This is a genomic window from Enterobacter sp. A103 (assembly GCF_034427535.1).
Classification (GTDB): domain Bacteria; phylum Pseudomonadota; class Gammaproteobacteria; order Enterobacterales; family Enterobacteriaceae; genus Enterobacter; species Enterobacter asburiae_B.
Genome location: NZ_JAXQPQ010000013.1, coordinates 37,897 through 61,901 on the forward strand (window position 1 = coordinate 37,897; position 24,005 = coordinate 61,901).

Genomic DNA, 24,005 nt, shown 5'->3' on the forward strand with positions numbered 1-24,005 from the left:
TTCCCATTTGAGAGTTATTGTAATGCGCGCAGCAGCGCATCGTTGTCGGCGTTATCAGCGATCCGAATATCCTGCCAGCCCAGTTCCCGAGCCTGGTTCGCCAGACGCTCACTGACGACCAGAAGCCGACAGCGGAGTAACCAGTTTTCGCGATACCAAAGCGGTATCAGCGACCAAAGCTGTTGTAACATTTCACCGCTGGTGACCACCAGCGTATTAATGCCGCGCGCGTGCCAGCGCATCGCCTCTTCCGCGCCATCGTAGTGTTTTGCACAGCGCTGATAGCACTCAATGAACGTCACGTCTGCACCACGTTCACGCAGCGTTTCGCCCAGCAGTTCGCGGCCACCGTTGCCGCGCAAAATGAGCGCACGCTTTCCGGCAATAGTTTGTAATTCAGGTAATTGTAGCAAGACTTCGCTGATTTCCCGATCTAACGGGTAACGAACGTCCGCGCTGCTTACGGTATGCAGCGCCAGTGCCGTTGTGCGGCCAATCGCGAAATAGCGGGGGGCAAGTGGCCAGGCTAAACCCTGCTGTTGCAGCTGCGCGTGGGCAAATTCCACGGCATGTTGCGACAGCGCAAACAGCAGGTCGCCTTCCTGAAGGGTATTCATCTGGTCGGCGAGCGCGGAGAGCTCCCGACCGGGGGAGAATTCAATGAGCGGAAAACTCCAGGCCACCTGCCCAAGTGTGCGCAGACGGCTCACTAACTGCTCTCCTGCGGGAGAAGGGCGGGTGACAAGAATACTCATGCAGGGGGCTCTCCATTATAAACGTCAGCCAGAATCTCGCGGGCGCCGTTATCCAGCAGTTCTTCCGCCAGCGACACGCCAAGCTGCTCGGCATCTTGCGCTTTACCGCGACGTTCGCCGCGTACCATATGGGAACCGTCCGGAGCGCCCACCAGCGCGCGCAGCCACAGCTCACCTTCTGTTAATTCAGCATAGCTGCCAATCGGTACCTGACATCCTCCTTCGAGGCGGGTATTCATCGCACGCTCGGCTTTTACGCGGATAGCGGTCTCGTCATGGTTCAGCGGTGCGAGCAGTTCGCGGGTACGCGCATCGTCCAGACGGCACTCGATGCCGACGGCACCCTGGCCCACGGCCGGGAGCGACAGCTCTGGCGGCAACGCCACGCGAATGCGCGACTCCAGCCCCAGACGCTTGAGGCCGGCAACGGCGAGGATAATGGCATCGTAATCGCCGTTATCCAGCTTGCCCAGACGCGTGCCGACATTACCGCGCAGCGAGCGAATGATCAGGTCAGGACGGCGCTCTGCCAGCTGACACTGACGGCGTAAACTGGACGTGCCAACCACGCTACCCTCCGGCAGCGCGTCGAGCGAGTCAAAGTGGTTAGAGACAAACGCATCGCGCGGATCTTCGCGCTCGCAGATGGTCACCAGCCCCAGCCCTTCCGGGAACTCGACGGGCACGTCTTTCATTGAATGGACGGCGATATCGGCGCGGTTCTCAAGCAATGCCAGTTCCAGTTCTTTGACAAACAGGCCTTTGCCGCCCACTTTCGCCAAGGGCGTATCGAGGATCACGTCACCGCGCGTGACCATCGGCACCAGCTCGACGCGCAATCCACTGTGGCAGGCTTCAAGGCGCTGCTTCACATAATGTGCCTGCCAGAGCGCGAGGGGGCTTTGGCGTGTGGCAATTCTCAAAACATTGTCTAACATGCTTGTTACCGTCATTATCAATCGCTAACCATCCTAACATTGTTGACTCTGGGATGGCAGTTTTACGGTTGATGAAGCGTGAGAGGGACAAGGCGGCGTATTCGTCAGCCATAGCCGTATTCAGGAATTTACACGTACAGAACGGTGCTACACTTGTATGTAGCGCATCTTTCTTTACGGTCAACCGGCAAGGTGTTAAATTGATCACGTTTTAGACCATTTTTTCGTCGCTACCACCAAAAATGATAAGGGCGAAAAAGGGTAACGGTTATCTTTTTGAAATACTGCGGGTCCGCTGTTATTCGTGTTTTGAATAGCTTGCGACACCCGGAAACATCAGGCGATACGTCTTGTACCTCTATATTGAGACTCTGAAACAGAGACTGGATGCCATTAATCAACTGCGTGTGGATCGCGCGCTTGCTGCCATGGGCCCTGCTTTCCAGCAGGTATACAGTCTGCTGCCGACATTATTGCACTATCACCATCCGCTGATGCCTGGCTACCTTGACGGTAACGTTCCCCAAGGCATTTGCCTTTTCACGCCTGATGAAACCCAACAGCATTACCTGAACGAGCTGGAACTCTACCGCGGCATGCCGCCACAGGAGTCTCCAAAAGGTGAACTGCCGATTACCGGCGTTTACTCTATGGGGAGCACCTCATCGGTAGGGCAAAGCTGTTCTTCGGACCTGGACATCTGGGTCTGCCATCAGTCCTGGCTCGATAACGACGAGCGTCAGCTGCTGCAACGCAAGTGCAGCCTGCTGGAGAGCTGGGCGGCCTCGCTTGGCGTGGAAGTAAGCTTCTTCCTGATTGATGAAAACCGTTTCCGCCATAATGAAAGCGGCAGTCTGGGTGGTGAGGACTGCGGCTCGACCCAGCACATCTTACTGCTGGATGAATTTTACCGTACTGCTGTGCGTCTGGCCGGAAAGCGTATTCTGTGGAATATGGTCCCTTGCGAAGAAGAAGAGCATTACGATGACTACGTCATGTCGCTTTACGCGCAGGGTGTACTGACGCCAAACGAATGGCTGGACCTCGGCGGCCTCAGCTCTCTGTCAGCCGAAGAGTACTTTGGCGCAAGCCTCTGGCAGCTCTATAAAAGTATCGACTCACCGTACAAAGCGGTGCTGAAAACGCTGCTGCTGGAAGCCTATTCCTGGGAATACCCTACGCCGCGCCTGCTGGCGAAAGATATCAAGCAGCGTCTGCACGACGGGGAGATCGTCTCCTTCGGGCTGGACGCTTACTGCATGATGCTGGAGCGCGTGACCGAATACCTGAAAGCTATTGATGACACCACGCGTCTTGACCTGGTGCGTCGATGTTTCTATCTCAAAGTCTGTGAGAAATTGAGCCGCGAGCGCGCCTGCGTGGGCTGGCGTCGTGAAGTGGTCAGTCAGTTAGTGAAAGAGTGGGGATGGGACGAAGCACGTCTGTCCATGCTCGACAACCGGGCCAACTGGAAAATCGATCAGGTGCGTGAAGCGCACAACGAACTGCTCGATGCGATGATGCAAAGCTACCGTAACCTGATCCGCTTTGCGCGCCGTAACAACCTCAGCGTTTCCGCCAGCCCGCAGGACATCGGGGTATTGACCCGTAAGCTGTACGCCGCGTTTGAAGCGCTGCCGGGCAAAGTCACCCTGGTTAACCCGCAGATTTCGCCAGACCTGTCAGAACCGAACCTGACCTTTATCTACGTGCCGCCGGGCCGCGCAAACCGCACCGGATGGTATCTGTATAACCGTGCGCCAAGCATGGACTCAATCATCAGCCATCAGCCGCTGGAGTATAACCGCTACCTGAACAAGCTGGTGGCCTGGGCCTGGTTTAACGGCCTGCTGACCTCGCGCACGCGCCTGTTTATCAAAGGTAACGAGGTGGTAGATCTCGCTAAGCTGCAGGAGATGGTCGCGGATGTGTCGCACCACTTCCCGCTGCGTCTGCCTGCCCCAACGCCGAAAGCGCTCTACAGCCCGTGCGAAATTCGCCATCTGGCGATTATCGTCAACCTGGAATACGACCCGACGGCGGCCTTCCGCAATCAGGTGGTTCATTTTGACTTCCGCAAGCTGGACGTCTTCAGCTTTGGCGAGCAGCAAAACTGCCTGGTCGGCAGCGTCGATCTGCTGTACCGCAACTCGTGGAACGAAGTGCGTACCCTGCATTTCAACGGCGAGCAGGCGATGATCGAAGCGCTGAAAACGATTCTCGGCAAGATGCACCAGGATGCCGCACCGCCGGACAGCGTTGAGGTGTTCTGCTACAGCCAGCACCTGCGCGGTTTAATTCGTACCCGCGTGCAGCAGCTGGTTTCCGAGTGTATCGAACTGCGTCTCTCCAGCACCCGCCAGGAAACCGGACGCTTTAAAGCGCTGCGCGTCTCCGGTCAGACCTGGGGCCTGTTCTTCGAACGTCTGAACGTGTCGGTACAGAAGCTGGAAAACGCCATCGAGTTCTACGGCGCGATTTCACACAACAAGCTGCATGGCCTGTCGGTGCAGGTGGAAACCAACCACGTTAAGCTCCCGCAGGTAGTGGACGGATTCGCCAGCGAAGGGATTATTCAGTTCTTCTTTGAAGAGTCGGGCGACGATGCCGGGTTCAACATCTACATTCTGGATGAAACCAACCGCGCCGAGGTGTATCACCACTGTGAAGGCAGTAAAGAGGAGCTGGTGCGCGACGTCAGCCGCTTCTACTCCTCTTCGCATGACCGTTTCACCTACGGCTCAAGCTTTATCAACTTTAACCTGCCGCAGTTCTACCAGATTGTGAACGTCGACGGACGTACGCAGGTGATCCCGTTCCGTACCCAGGCCGTAACGCCTGCCGCGCCTGCCAATCAGGACACCGCGCCGCTGTTGCAGCAGTATTTCTCCTGAGCCTTTTCGCTCGCCCGGTGGCGGCTACGCCTTACCGGGCCTACAACAGCTCGAACCCGTAGGCCGGGTAAGCGCAGCGCCACCCGGCAACAAAACTACCTGAAACTCACAGCCTCACCCGCCTGCGCGGTCGCCGCCTGTTCCAGCAGATCCCAGAACGGTACGCCGCTACGGTCGCAAACCCATTCCCCGTCCTTCAGATCGAAATGATAGCCGCCCTGTTTCGCGGCCAGCCACACCTGGTGAAGCGGCTCCTGGCGGTTAATAATAATTTTGCTGCCATTTTCGAAGCTCAGGGTCAGAATGCCGCCGTTGATTTCACAATCGATATCGCTGTCGCCATCCCAGTCGTCAAGACGCTCTTCGATGGTCATCCACAGGTTGTCGGCAAGGCGATGGAATTCACTGTCGTTCATGGTTTTGTTCCTGTTTTTCGTGATGCCGGCAGTATAACCCTAAATAATTCCCGTTGCAGGAAAGCGGCAAACTCTTGCTTTTGTGTCTTCTCCTGCGATGATAGAAACAGATTTGAACTTACGGGCAACTTTATAATGAAAAACGCTTTCCGAACGCTTGCCGTTCTCATCACGCTGTTTAGCCTGACTGGCTGCGGACTGAAGGGACCACTGTACTTCCCACCTGCGGATAAAACCGCGCCGCCGCCGACGAAACCCGTGCAAAGCGGCATTGAGTCTACCACGCCAAATACTAACGATCGTGGCGACAACGGTGGCCCGACTCAGGTTAATCTCTGACGACAACGTTCTGTACCCGCGCAATGGAGCAAATGATGCAGTTCTCTAAAATGCATGGCCTTGGCAACGATTTTATGGTCGTCGACGCGGTAACGCAGAATGTGTTTTTCTCCCCGGAACTGATCCGTCGCCTGGCGGATCGGCATCTGGGCGTGGGGTTCGATCAGCTGCTGGTGGTCGAGCCACCGTACGATCCCGACCTCGATTTCCACTACCGTATTTTTAACGCGGACGGCAGCGAAGTTAACCAGTGCGGCAACGGCGCGCGCTGTTTTGCCCGCTTTGTCCGCCTGAAAGGGCTGACCAACAAGCGTGATATTCGCGTCAGCACGGCCAATGGCCGCATGGTGCTCAGCGTCACCGATGATGAGCTGGTGCGCGTGAATATGGGCGAGCCTAACTTCGAGCCCTCCGTCGTGCCGTTTCGCGCAAACAAAGCGGAAAAGACCTATATTATGCGTGCGGCCGAGCAGACAGTATTGTGCGGCGTCGTCTCAATGGGTAACCCACACTGCGTGATTCAGGTTGATGATGTGGAAACCGCCGCGGTCGAAACGCTCGGCCCGGTACTGGAAAGCCACGAACGTTTCCCGGAGCGCGCGAACATCGGCTTTATGCAGGTGGTGAAGCGCGAGCACATTCGCCTGCGGGTTTACGAGCGCGGCGCGGGCGAGACGCAGGCCTGCGGAAGCGGCGCCTGTGCTGCGGTGGCCGTGGGCATCTCTCAGGGGTTACTGGCAGAAGAGGTTCGCGTGGAATTACCGGGCGGTAGGCTTGATATCGCCTGGAAAGGACCGGGTCATCCACTGTATATGACTGGCCCGGCGGCACATGTCTATGACGGGTTTATCCATCTATGAAACAACCAGGGGAAGAACTGCAGGAAACAGTGACGGAACTGGACGACAGAGCTGTTGTTGATTATCTGCTGCGCAATCCTGAGTTTTTTATTCGCAATGCACGCGTCGTCGAAGAGATGCGCGTGCCGCATCCGGTTCGCGGGACCGTGTCGCTGGTCGAATGGCACATGGCGCGCTCGCGCAACCACATCAATCAGCTAGAAGAGAACATGACGCTGCTGATGGAGCAGGCCAGCACCAACGAAAGCCTGTTCTATCGTCTGCTGCATCTGCAGGCGCGTCTGGCGTCGGCGCACAGCCTTGACGAGTTCCTCAGCCGCTTCCACCGCTGGGCTCGCGAGCTGGGGCTGGCGGGCGCAACGATTCGTCTTTTCCCTGACCGCTGGCGCATTGGCGCGCCGTCGGGGTTCACCCATCTGGCGCTCAGCCGTCAGGCGTTTGAACCGCTGCGCATTCAGCGTCTGGGCCATGAGCACCACTATCTGGGGCCGCTGAACGGGCCTGAGCTGCTGGTGGTGTTACCGGAAGCCAAAGCGATTGGCTCGGTGGCGATGTCGCTGATGGGGCGCGATGGCGATCTGGGTGTCATGTTATTTACCAGCCGCGATGCGCATCACTATGAGCAGGGGCAAGCCACGCACCTGCTGCAGGAGATCGCCCTGATGCTGCCCGAGCTGCTGGAGCGCTGGATTGAGCGCGTATGACGGACGGACTGCTCGCCACTGACGTCTCGCGCTTTCTGCGCTATCTGGGCGTGGAGCGTCAGCTTAGCCCCATCACGCTGCTCAACTATCAGCGTCAGCTTGATGCCATCATGCAGATCGCCGACGACATCGGCCTGAAAAGCTGGCAACAATGTGACGCTGCGACGGTACGCGGGTTCGTCGTGCGTAGCCGTAAAAAAAATCTCAGCCCGGCAAGCCTGGCGCTCAGGCTCTCAGCGCTGCGCAGTTTCTTCGACTGGCTGGTCAGTCAGGGGGGCTTAAAAGCCAACCCGGCAAAGGGGATCGCCACGCCGAAAGCGCCGCGCCATCTGCCTAAAAATATCGACGTCGACGACGTAAACCGCCTGCTGGATATCGACCTTAACGATCCGCTCGCCGTGCGCGACCGCGCGATGCTGGAGGTGATGTACGGTGCCGGGCTGCGTCTGTCCGAGCTGGTTAATCTTGATATCAAACACCTCGATCTGGAGTCCGGTGAAGTGTGGGTGATGGGCAAGGGCAGCAAAGAGCGCCGCCTGCCGATTGGCCGCAATGCGGTTTCCTGGATTGAGCACTGGCTTGACCTGCGCGGGCTGTTTGGCAGCGAAGAGGATGCGCTGTTCCTGTCGAAGCTCGGCAAACGGATCTCGGCGCGTAACGTCCAGAAGCGCTTTGCGGAGTGGGGCATTAAGCAGGGGCTGAACAGCCACGTTCACCCGCACAAGCTGCGCCACTCCTTTGCGACACACATGCTTGAGTCGAGCGGCGATCTGCGCGGCGTGCAGGAACTGCTTGGCCACGCGAATCTGTCGACCACACAAATTTATACCCACTTAGACTTCCAACACCTTGCCTCGGTGTATGACGCGGCGCATCCACGCGCCAAACGGGGGAAATAATGCGTTTTTACCGCCCACTTGGTCAGATCTCAGCCCTGACGTTTGACCTTGATGACACCCTTTACGACAACCGCGAGGTGATCCTGCGTACCGAGCAGGAGTCGCTGGCGTTTGTGCAGAACTACCATCCCGCGCTGAAAGCGATACAGAACAAGGACTTTCAGAAGCTTCGTCAGTCCCTGCGGGAAACCGAGCCGGACATTTACCACGACGTGACCGAATGGCGTCGTCGTGCGGTCGAGCAGGCGATGCTCAATGCTGGCCTGAGCGCGCAGGACGCGGCCATCGGGGCCGAAGCGGCCATGGAAAACTTTGCCAAATGGCGCAGCCGTATCGACGTGCCGCAGGAGACCCACGACACGCTGGCGAAGCTTGCCGAAAAGTGGCCGCTGGTGGCCATCACCAACGGCAATGCCCAGCCCGAGCTGTTTGGCCTCAGCGATTACTTTGAATTTGTGCTGCGCGCGGGCCCGCACGGGCGCGCGAAGCCGTTTAATGATATGTACCATCTGGCGGCGGATAAGCTTAACCTGCCGCTGGGTAACATTCTGCACGTGGGGGATGACCTGACCACGGACGTGGCCGGTGCTATTCGCTGCGGGATGCAGGCCTGCTGGATCAAGCCGGAAAATGCGGAGCTGATGACCGCAACCGACAGCCGTCTTCTACCGCACGTGGAAATTTCACGGTTGGCATCCCTCACGACGCTGATATAATCACCAGTAATATTGTATAAATTACCAGGGGTTTGCAGTTGTAGGCCCGGTAAGCGAAGCGCCACCGGGCGCTTCGCTGTGTTCCTGAATACTATGTGACGGTGCCAATGGACGTTTCTTACCTGCTCGACAGCCTTAATGACAAACAGCGTGATGCGGTTGCCGCCTCACGCACCAACATGCTGGTGCTGGCTGGGGCGGGCAGTGGTAAGACGCGCGTGCTGGTTCACCGTATCGCCTGGCTGCAGAGCGTGGAGAACTGCTCCCCGTACTCCATCATGGCGGTGACGTTCACCAACAAGGCGGCAGCAGAGATGCGCCACCGTATCGCCCAACTGATGGGCACCAGCCAGGGCGGCATGTGGGTTGGCACCTTCCACGGCCTGGCGCACCGCCTGCTGCGCGCGCACCATATGGACGCCAACCTGCCGCAGGATTTCCAGATCCTCGACAGCGAAGACCAGCTCCGCTTGCTGAAGCGCCTGATCAAGGCGATGAACCTCGACGAGAAGCAGTGGCCGCCGCGTCAGGCGATGTGGTACATCAACGGCCAGAAGGACGAAGGGCTGCGCCCACACCACATTCAGAGCTTCGGCAACCCGGTCGAGCAGACCTGGCAGAACGTTTACAAGGCCTACCAGGAAGCGTGCGATCGCGCTGGCCTGGTGGATTTTGCCGAGCTGCTGCTGCGCGCTCACGAGCTGTGGCTGAACAAACCGCACATCCTGCAGCACTACCGTGAACGCTTCACCAATATCCTGGTGGACGAGTTCCAGGATACCAACAACATCCAGTACGCGTGGATCCGCCTGCTGGCCGGTGATACCGGCAAGGTGATGATCGTGGGCGATGATGACCAGTCGATCTACGGCTGGCGCGGGGCGCAGGTAGAAAATATCCAGCGCTTCCTCAACGATTTCCCCGGCGCGGAAACCATTCGTCTGGAGCAGAACTACCGTTCAACCAGCAACATCCTGAGCGCGGCCAACGCCCTGATTGAAAACAACAACGGGCGTCTGGGTAAAAAGCTGTGGACCGACGGCGTCGACGGCGAACCGATTTCGATTTACTGCGCCTTCAACGAGCTCGACGAAGCCCGCTTCGTGGTGAACCGCATCAAAACCTGGCAGGACAACGGCGGCGCGCTGGAGCAGTGCGCCATTCTCTACCGCAGCAACGCCCAGTCGCGCGTGCTGGAAGAGGCGCTGCTGCAGGTGAGCATGCCGTACCGCATTTATGGCGGTATGCGCTTCTTCGAACGTCAGGAAATCAAAGATGCGCTGTCGTATCTGCGCCTCATTGCGAACCGTAACGACGACGCGGCGTTTGAACGCGTGGTCAATACGCCGACCCGCGGGATTGGCGACCGCACGCTGGACGTGGTGCGTCAGGCCTCGCGCGATCGCCAGCTGACGCTGTGGCAGGCGTGCCGCGAGCTGCTGCAGGAAAAAGCGCTCGCCGGACGTGCCGCCAGCGCATTACAGCGCTTCCTTGAGCTGATTGACGCTCTGGCGCAGGAAACCGCCGACATGCCGCTGCACGTGCAGACCGACCGGGTGATTAAAGACTCCGGCCTGAGAACCATGTACGAGCAGGAGAAAGGCGAGAAGGGCCAGACCCGTATTGAGAACTTAGAGGAACTGGTCACGGCAACGCGCCAGTTCAGCTACAACGAAGAAGACGAAGATCTGATGCCGCTGCAGGCGTTCCTCTCCCACGCCGCGCTGGAAGCGGGTGAAGGGCAGGCGGACACCTGGCAGGATGCGGTTCAGCTGATGACCCTGCACTCCGCCAAAGGCCTGGAGTTCCCGCAGGTGTTTATTGTCGGGATGGAAGAGGGGATGTTCCCGAGCCAGATGTCGCTGGATGAAGGCGGACGTCTGGAAGAGGAGCGTCGTCTGGCCTACGTGGGCGTGACGCGCGCGATGCAAAAGCTGACGCTAACCTACGCCGAAACCCGCCGTCTGTACGGCAAAGAGGTTTATCACCGTCCATCGCGCTTTATCGGCGAACTGCCGGAAGAGTGCGTGGAAGAGGTGCGTCTGCGGGCGAGCATCAGCCGTCCGGTCAGCCATCAGCGCATGGGCTCGCCGATTGCGGAAACCGACACCGGCTACAAGCTGGGCCAGCGCGTGCGCCATTCGAAGTTTGGCGAAGGCACTATTGTGAATCTGGAAGGCAGCGGCGAGCACAGCCGCCTGCAGGTGGCGTTCCAGGGGCAGGGGATCAAATGGCTGGTGGCGGCCTATGCGAAGCTGGAAACAGTCTAACATTCAGAAAAATATCATTATTTTGTAATAATCTGCTAGCCTTATACAGCGAAGGTCAATTAATGCCCTTCAGCGTTCCGTTGCGTGTTGACGCCATAGTTATAGCTGGCGTAACATGCGCGCACGATTACGCTAAGAGGACATTCGCCTTGGACACACCCAGTAGATACTGGCTCAATTCCCTGTCATCCAGGAACAACTCCTAAGGCTATCTCCTCTTGCTGATGGCCTTAGTGGTTGTCAGCGACCTGCATTATTCCCGTCGCGCTGAGTCAGGCTGTTTAATGGTCTGAAACCCAATTTGTTTCTGTGTGCCCACCGAACTGTCCGATATTTTTTGCATTGGGAGTCCCGGTCATGTTGAGCGCATTTCAACTCGAAAATAACCGACTGACTCGGCTTGAAGCCGAAGAGTCACAGCCCCTCATTGATGCCGTATGGGTGGATCTGGTCGAGCCGGACGACGATGAACGCCTTCGCGTACAATCTGAACTGGGGCAAAGCCTGGCAACCCGCCCGGAACTGGAAGACATCGAAGCATCCGCGCGTTTTTTTGAAGACGAAGACGGTCTGCATATTCACTCCTTCTTCTTCTTTGAAGATGCGGAAGACCACGCGGGTAACTCCACCGTGGCGTTTACCATTCGCGACGGCCGTCTGTTTACCCTGCGTGAGCGCGAGTTGCCGGCATTCCGTCTCTACCGCATGCGCGCCCGCAGCCAGGCAATGGTGGACGGTAACGCTTACGAGCTGCTGCTCGATCTGTTCGAGACCAAAATTGAACAGCTGGCGGACGAAATTGAAAACATCTACAGCGATCTGGAAAAGCTGAGCCGCGTGATCATGGAAGGCCATCAGGGCGATGAGTACGACGAAGCGCTCTCCACGCTGGCGGAGCTGGAGGATATCGGCTGGAAGGTGCGCTTGTGTCTGATGGATACCCAGCGCGCGCTGAACTTCCTGGTGCGCAAGGCGCGTCTGCCGGGCGGTCAGCTGGAGCAGGCGCGTGAGATCTTACGCGATATCGAATCCCTGCTGCCGCACAACGAATCTCTGTTCCAGAAGGTGAACTTCCTGATGCAGGCGGCGATGGGCTTTATCAACATCGAGCAGAACCGCATCATCAAGATCTTCTCGGTAGTGTCCGTGGTGTTCCTGCCGCCGACGCTGGTGGCGTCCAGCTACGGGATGAACTTTGAGTTTATGCCGGAGCTGAAGTGGAGCTTTGGCTACCCGGGGGCGATTATCTTCATGATCCTCGCGGGGCTGGCGCCGTATCTGTACTTTAAGCGCCGGAACTGGCTGTAAAAATCTGGCGGGTGGCGCTTCGCTAACCCGCCCTACGATCGAATTCCCTCTCCCAGTGGGAGAGGGTTAGGGTGAGGGCAACATCACAACCCTTTGCGCACCCTGCGCTGGGTATAAATCGCATCCGCAACAAAGATTGCCAGCGCCACCCAGATAAAGGCGAACGTCACCATCTTATCCGCCCCCGGCACCTCACCGTAGAACACCACCGCCAACAGGAACATCAGCGTCGGGCCAATGTACTGGAAGAAGCCCAGCGTGGAGAGACGCAGACGCGTCGCGGCACCGGTGAAGCACAGCAGTGGAATGGTGGTCACCACGCCCGCTGCCATCAGCATCAGGTTCAGCGACCACGGGTTGCTGCCCATATGACTGGTGGCGCTGTCGGCGATGCCGAAGAGATAAATCGCCGCCAAGGGCAGCAGCCACAGGGTTTCAAACAGCATCCCCGTCTGCGCTTCCACCGCAATCTTCTTACGCACCAGGCCGTAGAATGCAAAGCTGAACGCCAGACCGAGGGCAATAATCGGCAGCGAGCCGAAGGTCCAGAGCTGCACCAGTACGCCGCAGAAGGCCAGAATCACCGCCACCCACTGCATCCGGCGGAAGCGCTCACCGAGGAAAATCATCCCCAGCACGATATTCACCAGCGGGTTAATGAAGTACCCCAGGCTCGCTTCGAGCATGTGATGGTTATTCACCGCCCAGATAAACAGCAGCCAGTTGCCGCCAATCAGCACCGCGGAGAGCGCCAGCAGGAAAATCTTTTTCGGGGTTTGCAGCAGCGTTTTGACGCCCGACCACTGACGGCTGAGGCTCATCAGTGCAATCATAAAGAAGAATGACCAGATAACACGGTGAGTCAGGATCTCATCGGCCGGAACGTAGGCGATAAGCTTGAAATACGCCGGGGCGATACCCCAAATAAAATAAGCGGCAAGGGCGAGTAAAACGCCCTGCCGCGTCTGTTTAGCATCCATCGGGAAAATCCGTTACAAAAAAGTGAATTAATTTTACCCGATTTTGCCGCCTCAACCCACCATATAAGTGGCGGTTGCGCTGGCGATATATACCTGCTCTTCGTTGTGTAATTCAACGCGCGCCACGGCAACTTTATTTCCCGCGCGCAGCAGGCTGCTGGTACAGGTAAAGCGATTTCCGCGCCCCGGGCGAAGATAGTCGACGCGCAAATCAATGGTGCCCATGCGCGCCAGACGCTGGCGGAGTTCGTCTTCGTTGATGGTGTCATGGCGGGTCAGCGTGCTGCCCACGCAGACCAGACCTGCCGCCACGTCCAGCGCGGCGGCAATCACGCCGCCGTGCAAAATACTTTGCGCCCAGTTACCCACCATCATCGGCTGGTTGTTGAAGCTCAGCTGGGCAAAATCTTTCTCGTAACGCTCCAGCTCCAGTCCCAGCGCGCGGTTAAACGGCATATGGTAAACAAAAATCTCGCCCACGAGTTTTAACACTTCTTCGGCGGTAAGCATGGCTGACATGAGGCATCACATCCTTATTGTTAACGAAATGTTGATTTTATGCCTCGGCAACAAGGAATTCCACTTTCAGAAACGAGGATGCAGCAGTTGTCGCAGAAGTCTGTAGAATGTTCGCCACATAACTATTCAGCTAATTTTACTCTTTTGCAGGAGAACACCACCGATGCGGACGTATCTGGCCTGGTTACTGGCGGCGGTTGCGCTGCCCCTCACAGCATATGCGCAGGAAGCGACGATCAAAGAGGTGCATGATAAACCTGCCGTTCACGGTAGTATTATCGCGAACCTTCTTCAGGAGCATGACAATCCGTTCACGCTCTATCCGTATGACACTAACTATGTGATATACACCCAGACCAGCGATCTCAACAAAGAGGCGATAAGCTCCTATAACTGGTCTGATAATGCGCGTAAAGATGAGGTGAAGTTCCAGCTCAGCCTCGCGTTCCCGTTCTGGCGCGGTATTCTGGGGCCAAACTCGGTGCTCGGGGCGTCTTACACGCAGAAATCCTGGTGGCAGCTGTCTAACAGCGGAGAGTCCTCGCCGTTCCGTGAAACCAACTATGAGCCGCAGCTGTTCCTCGGTTTTGCAACGGATTATGAGTTTGCGGGCTGGACGCTGCGTGACGTCGAAGTGGGCTTTAACCACGATTCCAACGGTCGCTCTGACCCGACATCCCGCAGCTGGAACCGTGCCTATACGCGTCTGATGGCGCAGAACGGTAACTGGATGGTGGAAGTGAAGCCGTGGTATGTGGTGGGCGAAACCGATGACAACCCGGATATCACCAAATATATGGGCTACTACCAGCTCAAAGTCGGCTATCAGTTGGGTGATGCCGTGCTCAGCGCCAAAGGCCAGTACAACTGGAACACCGGCTACGGCGGTGCGGAAGTGGGCTTAAGCTATCCAATGACGAAGCATGTCCGTATCTACACTCAGGTGTACAGCGGTTACGGCGAGTCGCTTATCGATTACAACTTCAACCAGACCCGCATCGGCGTGGGCGTGATGCTGAACGATATTCTCTAGGCTGTTCGAATGTTTTTGCGTTAAACGTTGAAGTTTCTCTCTCAGGCGCTGAAAATAGCGCCTGTTTCATTTCTGGCATATGGGGTTAACGTGGCGCAGGCGGAAGTATTGAATCAGGAGTCGCTGGCTAAACAGGTTTTGCATGAAACCTTTGGCTACCAGCAGTTCCGCCCCGGCCAGGAAACCATCATTGAAACGGTGCTGGAAGGTCGTGATTGCCTGGTGGTGATGCCGACCGGTGGCGGCAAGTCCCTTTGTTATCAGGTGCCCGCGCTGGTGCTTAACGGCCTGACGGTCGTGGTATCCCCCCTTATTTCTCTGATGAAAGACCAGGTTGACCAGCTGCTCGCCAACGGCGTGGCGGCGGCCTGTCTCAACTCGACCCAAACCCGGGAGCAGCAGCAAGAGGTGATGGCCGGTTGTCGTACCGGGCAGATCCGCCTGCTGTATATCGCGCCGGAACGCCTGATGCTGGATAACTTCCTCGACCACCTGGCGCACTGGAATCCGGTCCTGCTGGCGGTGGATGAAGCGCACTGTATTTCCCAGTGGGGACACGATTTCCGCCCGGAATACGCTGCCCTTGGCCAGCTGCGTCAGCGCTTCCCCGAGCTGCCGTTTATGGCGCTTACCGCCACGGCGGATGACACCACCCGTCTGGACATCGTTCGTCTGCTCGGGCTGAACGACCCCTATATTCAGGTCAGCAGCTTCGATCGCCCCAACATCCGCTATATGCTGATGGAAAAGTTCAAGCCGCTGGATCAGCTCCTGCGCTACGTCCAGGAGCAGCGCGGCAAGTCCGGCATCATCTACTGTAACAGCCGTGCGAAGGTGGAAGACACCGCCGCGCGTCTGCAAAACCGCGGCTTTAGCGCCGCCGCGTATCATGCCGGGTTAGAGAACCACATCCGCGCCGACGTGCAGGAGAAATTCCAGCGCGATGACCTGCAGATCGTGGTCGCAACGGTGGCGTTTGGGATGGGCATCAACAAGCCAAACGTGCGCTTTGTGGTGCACTTCGACATCCCGCGCAACATCGAATCCTACTATCAGGAAACCGGCCGCGCCGGGCGTGACGGTCTGCCTGCGGAAGCGATGCTGTTTTACGATCCGGCCGATATGGCGTGGCTGCGCCGCTGTCTGGAAGAGAAGCCGCAGGGACAGCTGCAGGATATCGAGCGCCACAAGCTCAACGCGATGGGCGCGTTTGCCGAAGCGCAAACCTGCCGTCGTCTGGTTCTGCTCAACTACTTTGGTGAAGGGCGCCAGGAGCCGTGCGGCAACTGCGATATCTGCCTCGATCCGCCGAAACAGTACGATGGCCTGATGGACGCGCGTAAAGCGCTCTCGACCATTTACCGTGTGAATCAACGCTTCGGGATGGGCTACGTGGTGGAGGTGCTGCGCGGCGCCAATAACCAGCGTATCCGCGATATGGGCCACGACAAGCTGCCCGTCTACGGTATTGGCAAGGAGCAGAGCCACGAACACTGGGTGAGTATCATTCGTCAGCTGATCCACCTCGGCTTCGCCACGCAGAACATTGCCCAGCACTCCGCCCTGCAGCTGACTGAGGCGGCGCGTCCGGTCCTGCGCGGTGACGTTGAACTCAAGCTCGCCGTGCCGCGCGTCATCGCCCTGAAGCCACGCGTAATGCAGAAATCCTACGGCGGCAACTACGACCGCAAGCTGTTTGCCAAACTGCGCAAGCTGCGTAAGGCCATCGCCGACGAAGAAAACATCCCGCCTTACGTGGTGTTCAACGACGCGACGCTGATCGAGATGGCCGAGCAGATGCCGCTCAGCGCCAGCGAGATGCTCAGCGTCAACGGCGTGGGAACGCGCAAGCTGGAGCGCTTCGGTAAAGAGTTTATGGCGCTCATCCGCTCTCACGCCGACGGTGATGATGAGGAGTAGTCAGCCGGGCGAAAAAGTGCCAGGATGATGACTCACTAAATTATTTCCCCGCGAGCTAATTATGTTAATGCTATTTCTCACCGTGGCGTTAGTGCACATCGTTGCGCTGATGAGCCCCGGCCCGGACTTTTTCTTCGTATCACAAACGGCCGTTAGCCGCTCCAGCAAAGAGGCGATGATGGGCGTGCTCGGTATCACCATGGGCGTTATGGTCTGGGCGGCCGTTGCGCTGCTCGGTCTGAATCTTATCCTGGCGAAGATGGCCTGGCTGCATAACATCATTATGGTCGGTGGCGGGCTGTACCTGTGCTGGATGGGCTACCAGATGCTGCGCGGGGCGCTGAAGAAAGAAGAGAAAAAACCGCAAGAGCCGAAGGTGGAGCTGGCAACGGGCGGTCGCAGCTTTGTAAAAGGGCTGCTGACCAATCTGGCGAACCCAAAAGCGATTATCTATTTCGGCTCGGTGTTCTCGCTGTTTGTCGGCGATAGCGTCGGCGCGGGCGCACGCTGGGGCATCTTCCTGCTGATCGTCGTTGAAACCTTTGCCTGGTTTACCATCGTAGCCAGCCTGTTCGCCTTACCGGCAATGCGCCGCGGCTACCAGCGTATCGCGAAGTGGATTGACGGCTTCGCCGGCGCGCTGTTCGCCGGCTTCGGCATTCATCTCATCATTTCTCGCTAAGCATGACGCGCTGACGCAAGCAGCGCGCCAACCAGCATAAACAGCGAACCAAAGACTTTATTCAGGGCCTTCATCTGCTTAGGCCCTTTAATCCATGCCGCAATTCGCTGCGCCAGCGTCGCGTAACCAATCATCACGATGATGTCGACGATAATGGTGGTCGCGCCGAGCACCACGTACTGCATCACCTGCGGCTGATGCGGAACGATAAACTGCGGGAACAGCGCGGCGAGGAAAACGATGCTCTTCGGGTTGGTCAGGTTGACGAACACCGCACGCTTAAACAGATGGCCGCGGTTTTGCGTCTGAGCCAGCGTATTCAGGTTGATGGAGCCTGCCGCGCGCCACTGCTGGATGCCGAGCCAAATCAGATACGCTGCCCCGGCCCATTTCAGCACCTCAAAGGCCAGCACGGAGCGGGAGAACAGGGTCCCCAGACCGATCCCGACCAGCACAATATGAATGCCCAGCCCGGTCTGCAAACCGGCAATCGACGCCGCTGCACCGCGGTAGCCGTGGTTGATGGAGGTGGTCATGGTGTTAATAGCACCCGAACCCGGAGAAAGGCTGAGGATAATGGATGTCAGCAGGTAGGCGAACCACCATTCGAAGGTCATTTGAAACTCCCGAACCGTCTATTTTTATGCCACAATACGCTATTATTGAGTCATTTTGTGACCGGTGACGAAAAAAACGATATTCCCTGGATTACGTGAGTGGAAACCCAATGTTTCAGCAGAAAAAGGACTGGGAAACACGAGAAAACGCTTTTGCTGCTTTCTCTATGGGGCCGCTGACCGATTTCTGGCGGCAGCGTGAGGAAGATGAGTTTACGGGCATCGGGGGCGTCCCGGTGCGTTTCGTTCGTTTCCGAAATGAAAAAAATGACCGGGTGATAGTGGTCTGCCCTGGGCGTATTGAAAGCTACGTTAAATATGCCGAGCTGGCCTATGACCTGGTCCATATGGGGTTCGATGTCCTGATCATCGACCATCGTGGACAGGGGCTGTCCGGACGTATGCTGCCGGACACGCACCGTGGGCACGTCGATCGCTTCAGCGATTACGTCGATGATTTTGCCGCGTTCTGGCAGCAGGACGTTCAGCCTGGCCCCTGGCGCAAGCGGTATATTCTTGCGCACTCCATGGGCGGCGCCATTTCGACGCTGTTTTTGCAGCGTTACGCGCACCAGTGCGACGCCATTGCGCTCACCGCGCCGATGTACGGTATCGTCATCCGTTTTCCTGACTGGATGGTGCGCCATCTTCTTGACTGGGCTGAGGGCCATCAGCGCATTCGTGAAGGTTATGCCATTGGCACAGGACGCTGGCGCGCGCTGCCGTTCGCCATCAACGTCTTAACCCACAGCCGGCAGCGTTATCGCCGCAACCTGCGCTTTTATGCCGATGAACCGCGCTTGCGCGTCGGCGGCCCGACCTGGCACTGGGTGCGGGAGGGTATTCTGGCCGGTGAGCAGGTGCTGGCGGGCGTAGGCGATGATGACACGCCGACGCTTCTGATCCAGGCGGAAGAAGAGCGTGTGGTGGATAACCGCATGCATGACCGCTATTGTGAACTGCGCGCTGCAGCCGGTCACCCTTGTGAAGGGGGTAAACCGCTGGTCATTAACGGCGCGTTCCATGAGATCCTTTTTGAAAAGGACGCTATGCGCTCAGTCGCGCTTAACGCCATTGTTGAATTTTTCAACAGGCATAATTGATTCTTGTTTTCCACCAGAGGTTGAAATCCCTATGTACCAGGTTGTTGCATCTGATTTAGATGGCACGCTGCTTTCCCCCGACCACACCCTGTCGCCTTACGCGAAAGAGACCTTAAAACTCCTGACTGCACGTGGCGTGAACTTTGTGTTCGCCACCGGCCGCCACCACGTGGACGTGGGGCAGATCCGCGATAATCTTGAGATCAAATCGTACATGATCACCTCCAACGGTGCGCGCGTGCATGATACCGACGGCAACCTGATCTTTACCCACAACCTGGATCGCGATATCGCCGCCGATCTGTTCGGCGTGGTGCATAACAACCCGGCTATCGTCACTAACGTTTACCGCGACGACGACTGGTTTATGAACCGCCATCGCCCGGATGAAATGCGTTTCTTCAAGGAAGCGGTATTCAACTACTCCCTCTACGAACCGGGCCTGCTGGAGCCGGAAGGGATCAGCAAGGTGTTCTTCACCTGTGACAGCCACGAAGAGCTGCTCCCGCTGGAACAGGCGATCAACGCCCGCTGGGGCGATCGCGTCAACGTGAGCTTCTCAACCCTGACCTGTCTGGAAGTGATGGCGGGAGGCGTCTCTAAAGGTCACGCGCTGGAAGCCGTTGCGAAACGTCTTGGCTTCGGGCTGAAAGACTGTATCGCCTTCGGTGACGGCATGAACGACGCCGAGATGCTTTCGATGGCGGGCAAGGGCTGCATCATGCAGAACGCGCACCAGCGTCTGAAGGATCTGCACCCTGAGCTGGAAGTGATTGGTTCTAACGCTGACAACGCGGTACCGAAGTATCTGCGCAAACTGTTCCTTGAATAATCTTCATTCGGTTGTTTATTGCTCAGTTGTCAACTAAAGAGTTCGCTACAATGCCTCTCCTTCTTTCTGAGAGACAAGCATTGTGGCGCTACTCATTATCACCACTATCCTGTGGGCCTTCTCCTTTAGCCTGATTGGCGAATACCTTGCCGGTTCGGTCGACAGCTACTTCTCGGTGCTGATGCGCGTGGGGCTGGCGGCGCTGGTTTTCCTGCCGTTTCTGCGCAAGCGCGGGCAATCGCTGAAAACGATTGTGCTGTATATGCTGGTGGGGGCGATGCAGCTAGGCATCATGTATTTGTTCAGCTTCCGGGCCTACGTCTACCTGTCCGTCTCTGAATTCCTGCTCTTTACCGTGCTGACGCCGCTCTATATCACGCTGATTTACGACCTGCTCAGCAGACGCCGTCTGCGCTGGGGATACCTGCTGAGCGCCGCGCTGGCGGTGATCGGCGCGGCGATTATTCGCTATGACAAAGTCAGCGATCACTTCTGGACCGGACTGATTTTCGTCCAGCTCGCCAACATCAGCTTCGCCATCGGCATGGTGGGCTACAAACGCCTGATGGAAACCCGTCCGATGCCGCAGCATAACGCGTTTGCCTGGTTCTATATGGGCGCCGCGATTGTCGCGGTGGCGGCGTGGTTTATGCTCGGCAACCCGCAAAAACTGCCGACCACCGCCGTGCAGTGGGGCGTTCTGGTCTGGCTGGGCGTAGTGGCGTCAGGGCTGGGGTACTTCATGTGGAACTACGGCGCTACGCAGGTAGACGCCGGTACGCTGGGGATCATGAACAACGTGCATGTTCCGGCAGGGCTGCTGGTCAACCTCGCCATCTGGCAGCAACAGCCGCACTGGCCGAGCTTTATTATTGGGGGAGCGGTGATCCTGGCTTCGCTGTGGGTCCATCGCCGATGGGTCGCTCCGCGCTCCGCACAAACGGAAGATGGTCGCACGCGTGGTTCCGCGCTGAGCGAATAAACGCCTCCGTAATCGGCTGACGCTGCTCGCCATCGCGCACGGCGGCGTACAGTCGGCTCCACAATCCTTCACCCAGGGTTTTGGTCTGCACCAGACCCTGGCGTTCAAAACTCTCCACCACCCAGTGCGGCAGCGCCGCGATACCCATTCTGGCCGCCACCATCTGAATCAGCAGCAGGGTGTTATCCACGCTTTTCAGCTGCGGGCTAATGCCTGCCGGCTGCAGGAAGTGGCGCCAGATATCCAGGCGGCTGCGCTGGACCGGGTAAATCAGCAGCGTTTCTGTCGCCAGGTCTTCCGGCGTGATGCGCGTTTTGGCGGCCAGCGGGTGGTCCGGCGCCAGCACCAGGCGCACTTCATAATCAAACATCGGCGAATAGTGCAGGCCGCTGCGCGGCAGGATGTCAGAGGTCATGACCAGATCCAGCTCGCCCTGCTGCAGCGACGGCTGCGGGTCAAAGGTCACGCCGGATTTGAAGTCCATCTCCACCTGCGGCCACTTCTGGCGGAAGTTCTCAAGCGCGGGGGTCAGCCACTGAATACAGCTGTGGCACTCAATGGCGATGCGCAGTTTGGTCTGCTGCGGTTCGTTACACGCCTGCAGCGCGCTCGCGATTTGAGGCAGTACCTGATTCGCCAGCTGAAGAAGAATTTCACCCTGCGGCGTAAAGCGTAGCGGCTGGCTCTTACGCACAAAAAGACGGAAGCCGAGGCGTTGTTCCAGATCGCTGAACTGGTGAGAAAGGGCGGACTGGGTCTGGTGCAGCGTGGCCGCAGCCGCCGCGAGCGAACCGCAGTTCCGCAACGCTTGTAGCGTTTTCAGGTGTTTAATCTCGATCATGAAAGTCCTTCACTTCGCCATGAACATATTGCGCTTGAGGAATATACAGTACCTGCCAATTATAGAAGTGTAAACATCTGGACGTCTAAATAACGAATTTCACAAGGGGCACACCATGACAATCCGCAATCACACTCTCGGTTTCCCTCGCGTCGGCCTGCGTCGCGAGCTGAAAAAAGCGCAAGAAAGCTACTGGGCGGGTAATGCCACCCGCGAAGAACTGCTGGCGGCAGGACGCGAGCTGCGCGCCCGCCACTGGGATCAGCAAAAACAGGCGGGCATTGACCTGCTGCCGGTGGGCGATTTCGCCTGGTACGACCATGTTCTGACGACCAGCCTGCTGCTTGGCAACGTGCCGGCTCGTCATCAGAACAAAGATGGATCGGTAGATATCGATACCCTGTTCCGCATCGGCCGTGGCCGCGCGCCGACGGGTGAGCCAGCGGCAGCGGCGGAAATGACCAAGTGGTTTAACACCAACTATCACTATATGGTGCCGGAGTTCGTCAAAGGCCAGCAGTTCAGGCTGACCTGGACGCAGCTTCTGGACGAAGTGGATGAAGCGCTGGCGCTGGGCCACCAGGTGAAGCCGGTGCTGCTCGGGCCGGTAACGTACCTGTGGCTGGGAAAAGTAAAGGGCGAGCCGTTTGACCGACTCAGCCTGCTGAAGGATATTCTGCCGGTCTACAAACAGGTGCTGAGTGAGCTGGGCAAACGCGGCATTCAGTGGGTGCAAATCGACGAACCGGCGCTGGTGCTTGAGCTGCCGCAGGATTGGCTCGATGCCTTAAAACCGGCGTATGACGCGCTCACCGGTCAGGTAAAACTCCTGCTGACGACCTATTTTGAAGGCGTGACGCCGAACCTGAAGACCATTACCGCGCTGCCGGTCCAGGGCCTGCACGTTGACCTCGTACACGGTAAAGATGATATGGCGGAGCTGCACAAGCGTTTGCCAGCGGACTGGCTGCTCTCTGCCGGGCTGATCAACGGCCGTAACGTCTGGCGCGCCGATCTCACCGAGAAATACGCGCAAATCAAAGACATCGTCGGCAAACGTGAGCTGTGGGTGGCCTCGTCCTGTTCGCTGCTGCACAGCCCGATCGATCTGAGCGTGGAAACGCGTCTGGATGCCGAGGTGAAAAGCTGGTTTGCCTTCGCCCTGCAAAAATGTGAAGAGCTGACGCTGCTGCGCGACGCGCTGAACAGCGGCGACACGGCGGCGATTACCGAATGGAGCGCCCCGATCCAGGCGCGTCGTCACTCGGCGCGCGTGCACAACCCGGCGGTGGAAAAACGCCTGGCGGTCATCACCGCTCAGGACAGCCAGCGGCAGAGCCCTTACGAGGTGCGCGCCGAAGCGCAGCGCGCCCGCTTTAATCTGCCTGCGTGGCCGACCACCACAATTGGCTCTTTCCCGCAAACTACGGAGATACGCGGCCTGCGTCTGGACTTCAAGAAGGGCAATCTGGATGCGAATCACTATCGCACCGGCATCGCCGAACACATCAAGCAGGCGATTATCGAGCAGGAACGCCTGGGGCTGGACGTGCTGGTGCACGGCGAGGCCGAACGTAATGACATGGTGGAATACTTTGGCGAGCACCTGGACGGCTTTGTCTTTACCCAGAACGGCTGGGTGCAGAGCTACGGCTCCCGCTGCGTGAAGCCGCCGGTGGTTATCGGTGACGTCAGCCGCCCGGAAGCGATCACCGTGGAGTGGGCGAAGTATGCCCAGTCCCTGACCGACAAGCCGGTAAAAGGGATGCTCACCGGTCCGGTGACCATTCTCTGCTGGTCGTTCCCGCGTGAAGACGTGACTCGTGAAACCATCGCCAAACAGATCGCCCTGGCGCTGCGTGATGAGGTGGCGGATCTGGAATCGGCAGGCATTGGCATTATTCAGATTGACGAACCGGCCCTGCGCGAAGGCTTGCCGCTGCGCCGCAGCGACTGGGATGCCTACCTGCAGTGGGGCGTGGAGGCGTTCCGCATCAACGCCGCGGTGGCGAAGGACGACACCCAGATCCACACCCACATGTGTTACTGCGAATTCAACGACATCATGGATTCGATTGCCGCGCTGGATGCCGATGTGATCACCATCGAGACCTCGCGTTCAGACATGGAGCTGCTGGAGTCGTTTGAAGAGTTCGACTACCCGAATGAAATCGGGCCGGGCGTGTACGACATTCACTCCCCGAACGTGCCGAGCGTGGAGTGGATTGAAGCCCTGCTGAAAAAAGCGGCCCAGCGCATTCCGGCAGAGCGCCTGTGGGTGAACCCGGACTGCGGACTGAAAACCCGCGGCTGGCCGGAGACGCGCGCGGCGCTGGCGAACATGGTGAAGGCGGCGCAGAACCTGCGTCAGGCTTGATGATGCGTAGGCCCGGTAAG

At 57.9% G+C, this 24,005-nt stretch carries 23 protein-coding genes; 16 read left to right on the top strand and 7 right to left on the bottom strand.

Annotated features, from left to right (window positions below; genetic code table 11):
• Nucleotides 1–14 precede the first annotated feature (14 nt).
• Nucleotides 15–755 carry a uroporphyrinogen-III synthase gene (hemD, locus tag SPH27_RS21200; RefSeq protein ID WP_047059115.1) on the bottom strand — a complete coding sequence of 247 codons (741 nt, stop codon included), beginning with the start codon at nucleotides 753–755 and terminating at the stop codon, nucleotides 15–17.
• Nucleotides 752–1,693 (bottom strand): hydroxymethylbilane synthase, encoded by a 942-nt coding sequence (gene hemC, locus SPH27_RS21205; protein ID WP_182072611.1) that lies wholly within the window; start codon nucleotides 1,691–1,693, stop codon nucleotides 752–754. Before hemC ends, hemD begins: the two co-directional genes overlap by 4 nt.
• Before the next feature lie 350 nt (nucleotides 1,694–2,043).
• Between hemC and cyaA the strand changes: the two genes are divergently transcribed.
• Nucleotides 2,044–4,587 (top strand): class I adenylate cyclase, encoded by a 2,544-nt coding sequence (gene cyaA, locus SPH27_RS21210; protein ID WP_023309629.1) that lies wholly within the window; start codon nucleotides 2,044–2,046, stop codon nucleotides 4,585–4,587.
• Nucleotides 4,588–4,682: 95 nt separating this feature from the next.
• Here cyaA and cyaY read toward each other — a convergent pair whose 3' ends face one another.
• The gene (gene cyaY / locus SPH27_RS21215; RefSeq protein WP_023333807.1) at nucleotides 4,683–5,003 is read right to left on the bottom strand and encodes an iron donor protein CyaY; all 321 of its coding nucleotides are present in this window, start codon (nucleotides 5,001–5,003) and stop codon (nucleotides 4,683–4,685) included.
• 135 nt (nucleotides 5,004–5,138) lie between these two features.
• Here cyaY and lptM point away from each other — a divergent pair, with 135 nt between their 5' ends.
• The 8 genes from lptM to corA all read left to right on the top strand — a co-directional run bounded on the left by lptM (nucleotide 5,139) and on the right by corA (nucleotide 12,099).
• Entirely contained in the window at nucleotides 5,139–5,342 is a 204-nt protein-coding gene (gene lptM / locus SPH27_RS21220) for an LPS translocon maturation chaperone LptM (RefSeq protein ID WP_014885650.1), read from the top strand.
• 35 nt (nucleotides 5,343–5,377) lie between these two features.
• Complete coding sequence (dapF, locus tag SPH27_RS21225; RefSeq protein WP_008501545.1) at nucleotides 5,378–6,202, top strand: diaminopimelate epimerase; 825 nt, start codon at nucleotides 5,378–5,380, stop codon at nucleotides 6,200–6,202.
• A complete protein-coding gene (locus SPH27_RS21230; RefSeq protein ID WP_023309626.1) occupies nucleotides 6,199–6,906 on the top strand; it encodes a DUF484 domain-containing protein in 708 nt (235 codons plus the stop codon). Before dapF ends, SPH27_RS21230 begins: the two co-directional genes overlap by 4 nt.
• A complete protein-coding gene (gene xerC, locus SPH27_RS21235) occupies nucleotides 6,903–7,805 on the top strand; it encodes a tyrosine recombinase XerC (RefSeq protein ID WP_182072609.1) in 903 nt (300 codons plus the stop codon). The genes SPH27_RS21230 and xerC overlap by 4 nt, the downstream gene beginning before the upstream one ends.
• Nucleotides 7,805–8,521, top strand: coding sequence for a 5-amino-6-(5-phospho-D-ribitylamino)uracil phosphatase YigB (yigB, locus tag SPH27_RS21240; protein ID WP_033146900.1), 717 nt, complete (start codon nucleotides 7,805–7,807; stop codon nucleotides 8,519–8,521). The genes xerC and yigB overlap by 1 nt, the downstream gene beginning before the upstream one ends.
• A 107-nt stretch (nucleotides 8,522–8,628) precedes the next feature.
• Nucleotides 8,629–10,791, top strand: coding sequence for a DNA helicase II (gene uvrD / locus SPH27_RS21245; RefSeq protein ID WP_033146899.1), 2,163 nt, complete (start codon nucleotides 8,629–8,631; stop codon nucleotides 10,789–10,791).
• Nucleotides 10,792–10,940: 149 nt separating this feature from the next.
• A complete protein-coding gene (ysgD, locus tag SPH27_RS21250) occupies nucleotides 10,941–10,997 on the top strand; it encodes a YsgD/CorL family protein (RefSeq protein ID WP_212743980.1) in 57 nt (18 codons plus the stop codon).
• 151 nt (nucleotides 10,998–11,148) lie between these two features.
• Complete coding sequence (gene corA / locus SPH27_RS21255; protein ID WP_008501540.1) at nucleotides 11,149–12,099, top strand: magnesium/cobalt transporter CorA; 951 nt, start codon at nucleotides 11,149–11,151, stop codon at nucleotides 12,097–12,099.
• An 83-nt stretch (nucleotides 12,100–12,182) separates the two neighbouring features.
• Here the strand turns inward: corA and rarD are convergent, their stop codons facing one another.
• Nucleotides 12,183–13,079 (bottom strand): EamA family transporter RarD, encoded by an 897-nt coding sequence (gene rarD / locus SPH27_RS21260; RefSeq protein ID WP_182072607.1) that lies wholly within the window; start codon nucleotides 13,077–13,079, stop codon nucleotides 12,183–12,185.
• Between the two features lie 51 nt (nucleotides 13,080–13,130).
• Nucleotides 13,131–13,598, bottom strand: coding sequence for an acyl-CoA thioesterase YigI (gene yigI, locus SPH27_RS21265; protein ID WP_048980561.1), 468 nt, complete (start codon nucleotides 13,596–13,598; stop codon nucleotides 13,131–13,133).
• 163 nt (nucleotides 13,599–13,761) lie between these two features.
• Between yigI and pldA the strand changes: the two genes are divergently transcribed.
• The 3 genes from pldA (at nucleotide 13,762) to rhtC (ending at nucleotide 17,233) form a co-directional block, all read left to right on the top strand.
• Nucleotides 13,762–14,631 (top strand): phospholipase A, encoded by an 870-nt coding sequence (gene pldA, locus SPH27_RS21270; RefSeq protein WP_087822933.1) that lies wholly within the window; start codon nucleotides 13,762–13,764, stop codon nucleotides 14,629–14,631.
• A gap of 90 nt (nucleotides 14,632–14,721) precedes the next feature.
• On the top strand, nucleotides 14,722–16,551 hold the full coding sequence (gene recQ / locus SPH27_RS21275; protein WP_029741834.1) for an ATP-dependent DNA helicase RecQ: 1,830 nt from the start codon (nucleotides 14,722–14,724) through the stop codon (nucleotides 16,549–16,551).
• A gap of 61 nt (nucleotides 16,552–16,612) precedes the next feature.
• Nucleotides 16,613–17,233, top strand: a complete 621-nt coding sequence (rhtC, locus tag SPH27_RS21280) for a threonine export protein RhtC (protein WP_182072605.1) — start codon at nucleotides 16,613–16,615, stop codon at nucleotides 17,231–17,233.
• Here rhtC and rhtB read toward each other — a convergent pair.
• Nucleotides 17,230–17,850, bottom strand: a complete 621-nt coding sequence (gene rhtB / locus SPH27_RS21285; protein WP_008501533.1) for a homoserine/homoserine lactone efflux protein — start codon at nucleotides 17,848–17,850, stop codon at nucleotides 17,230–17,232. The two genes, rhtC and rhtB, sit on opposite strands and share 4 nt — an antisense overlap.
• A 110-nt stretch (nucleotides 17,851–17,960) precedes the next feature.
• Between rhtB and pldB the strand changes: the two genes are divergently transcribed.
• The 3 genes from pldB to SPH27_RS21300 all read left to right on the top strand — a co-directional run bounded on the left by pldB (nucleotide 17,961) and on the right by SPH27_RS21300 (nucleotide 20,767).
• The gene (gene pldB / locus SPH27_RS21290) at nucleotides 17,961–18,953 is read left to right on the top strand and encodes a lysophospholipase L2 (protein ID WP_033146896.1); all 993 of its coding nucleotides are present in this window, start codon (nucleotides 17,961–17,963) and stop codon (nucleotides 18,951–18,953) included.
• A gap of 31 nt (nucleotides 18,954–18,984) precedes the next feature.
• A complete protein-coding gene (gene yigL, locus SPH27_RS21295; protein WP_029741831.1) occupies nucleotides 18,985–19,785 on the top strand; it encodes a sugar/pyridoxal phosphate phosphatase YigL in 801 nt (266 codons plus the stop codon).
• An 82-nt stretch (nucleotides 19,786–19,867) separates the two neighbouring features.
• Nucleotides 19,868–20,767 carry a carboxylate/amino acid/amine transporter gene (locus SPH27_RS21300; protein ID WP_182072603.1) on the top strand — a complete coding sequence of 300 codons (900 nt, stop codon included), beginning with the start codon at nucleotides 19,868–19,870 and terminating at the stop codon, nucleotides 20,765–20,767.
• On the opposite strand, the gene metR is transcribed toward SPH27_RS21300, so the two are convergent.
• On the bottom strand, nucleotides 20,655–21,608 hold the full coding sequence (metR, locus tag SPH27_RS21305) for an HTH-type transcriptional regulator MetR (RefSeq protein WP_023309616.1): 954 nt from the start codon (nucleotides 21,606–21,608) through the stop codon (nucleotides 20,655–20,657). The genes SPH27_RS21300 and metR overlap by 113 nt on opposite strands.
• Before the next feature lie 115 nt (nucleotides 21,609–21,723).
• On the opposite strand from metR, the gene metE reads away from it, so the two are divergent.
• Complete coding sequence (metE, locus tag SPH27_RS21310) at nucleotides 21,724–23,985, top strand: 5-methyltetrahydropteroyltriglutamate--homocysteine S-methyltransferase (protein WP_182072601.1); 2,262 nt, start codon at nucleotides 21,724–21,726, stop codon at nucleotides 23,983–23,985.
• Nucleotides 23,986–24,005: the final 20 nt, after the last annotated feature.

Bases quoted from the DNA above. Each gene is read 5' to 3' on its own strand.
- cyaY (WP_023333807.1), bottom strand. From the start codon at position 5,003: ATGAACGACAGTGAATTCCATCGCCTTGCCGACAACCTGTGGATGACC.
- yigL (WP_029741831.1), top strand. From the start codon at position 18,985: ATGTACCAGGTTGTTGCATCTGATTTAGATGGCACGCTGCTTTCCCCC.
- corA (WP_008501540.1), top strand. From the start codon at position 11,149: ATGTTGAGCGCATTTCAACTCGAAAATAACCGACTGACTCGGCTTGAA.
- lptM (WP_014885650.1), top strand. From the start codon at position 5,139: ATGAAAAACGCTTTCCGAACGCTTGCCGTTCTCATCACGCTGTTTAGC.
- rarD (WP_182072607.1), bottom strand. From the start codon at position 13,079: ATGGATGCTAAACAGACGCGGCAGGGCGTTTTACTCGCCCTTGCCGCT.
- yigI (WP_048980561.1), bottom strand. From the start codon at position 13,598: ATGTCAGCCATGCTTACCGCCGAAGAAGTGTTAAAACTCGTGGGCGAG.
- uvrD (WP_033146899.1), top strand. From the start codon at position 8,629: ATGGACGTTTCTTACCTGCTCGACAGCCTTAATGACAAACAGCGTGAT.
- rhtB (WP_008501533.1), bottom strand. From the start codon at position 17,850: ATGACCTTCGAATGGTGGTTCGCCTACCTGCTGACATCCATTATCCTC.
- metR (WP_023309616.1), bottom strand. From the start codon at position 21,608: ATGATCGAGATTAAACACCTGAAAACGCTACAAGCGTTGCGGAACTGC.
- SPH27_RS21230 (WP_023309626.1), top strand. From the start codon at position 6,199: ATGAAACAACCAGGGGAAGAACTGCAGGAAACAGTGACGGAACTGGAC.
- pldB (WP_033146896.1), top strand. From the start codon at position 17,961: ATGTTTCAGCAGAAAAAGGACTGGGAAACACGAGAAAACGCTTTTGCT.
- metE (WP_182072601.1), top strand. From the start codon at position 21,724: ATGACAATCCGCAATCACACTCTCGGTTTCCCTCGCGTCGGCCTGCGT.
- hemD (WP_047059115.1), bottom strand. From the start codon at position 755: ATGAGTATTCTTGTCACCCGCCCTTCTCCCGCAGGAGAGCAGTTAGTG.
- dapF (WP_008501545.1), top strand. From the start codon at position 5,378: ATGCAGTTCTCTAAAATGCATGGCCTTGGCAACGATTTTATGGTCGTC.
- yigB (WP_033146900.1), top strand. From the start codon at position 7,805: ATGCGTTTTTACCGCCCACTTGGTCAGATCTCAGCCCTGACGTTTGAC.
- hemC (WP_182072611.1), bottom strand. From the start codon at position 1,693: ATGTTAGACAATGTTTTGAGAATTGCCACACGCCAAAGCCCCCTCGCG.
- xerC (WP_182072609.1), top strand. From the start codon at position 6,903: ATGACGGACGGACTGCTCGCCACTGACGTCTCGCGCTTTCTGCGCTAT.
- rhtC (WP_182072605.1), top strand. From the start codon at position 16,613: ATGTTAATGCTATTTCTCACCGTGGCGTTAGTGCACATCGTTGCGCTG.
- pldA (WP_087822933.1), top strand. From the start codon at position 13,762: ATGCGGACGTATCTGGCCTGGTTACTGGCGGCGGTTGCGCTGCCCCTC.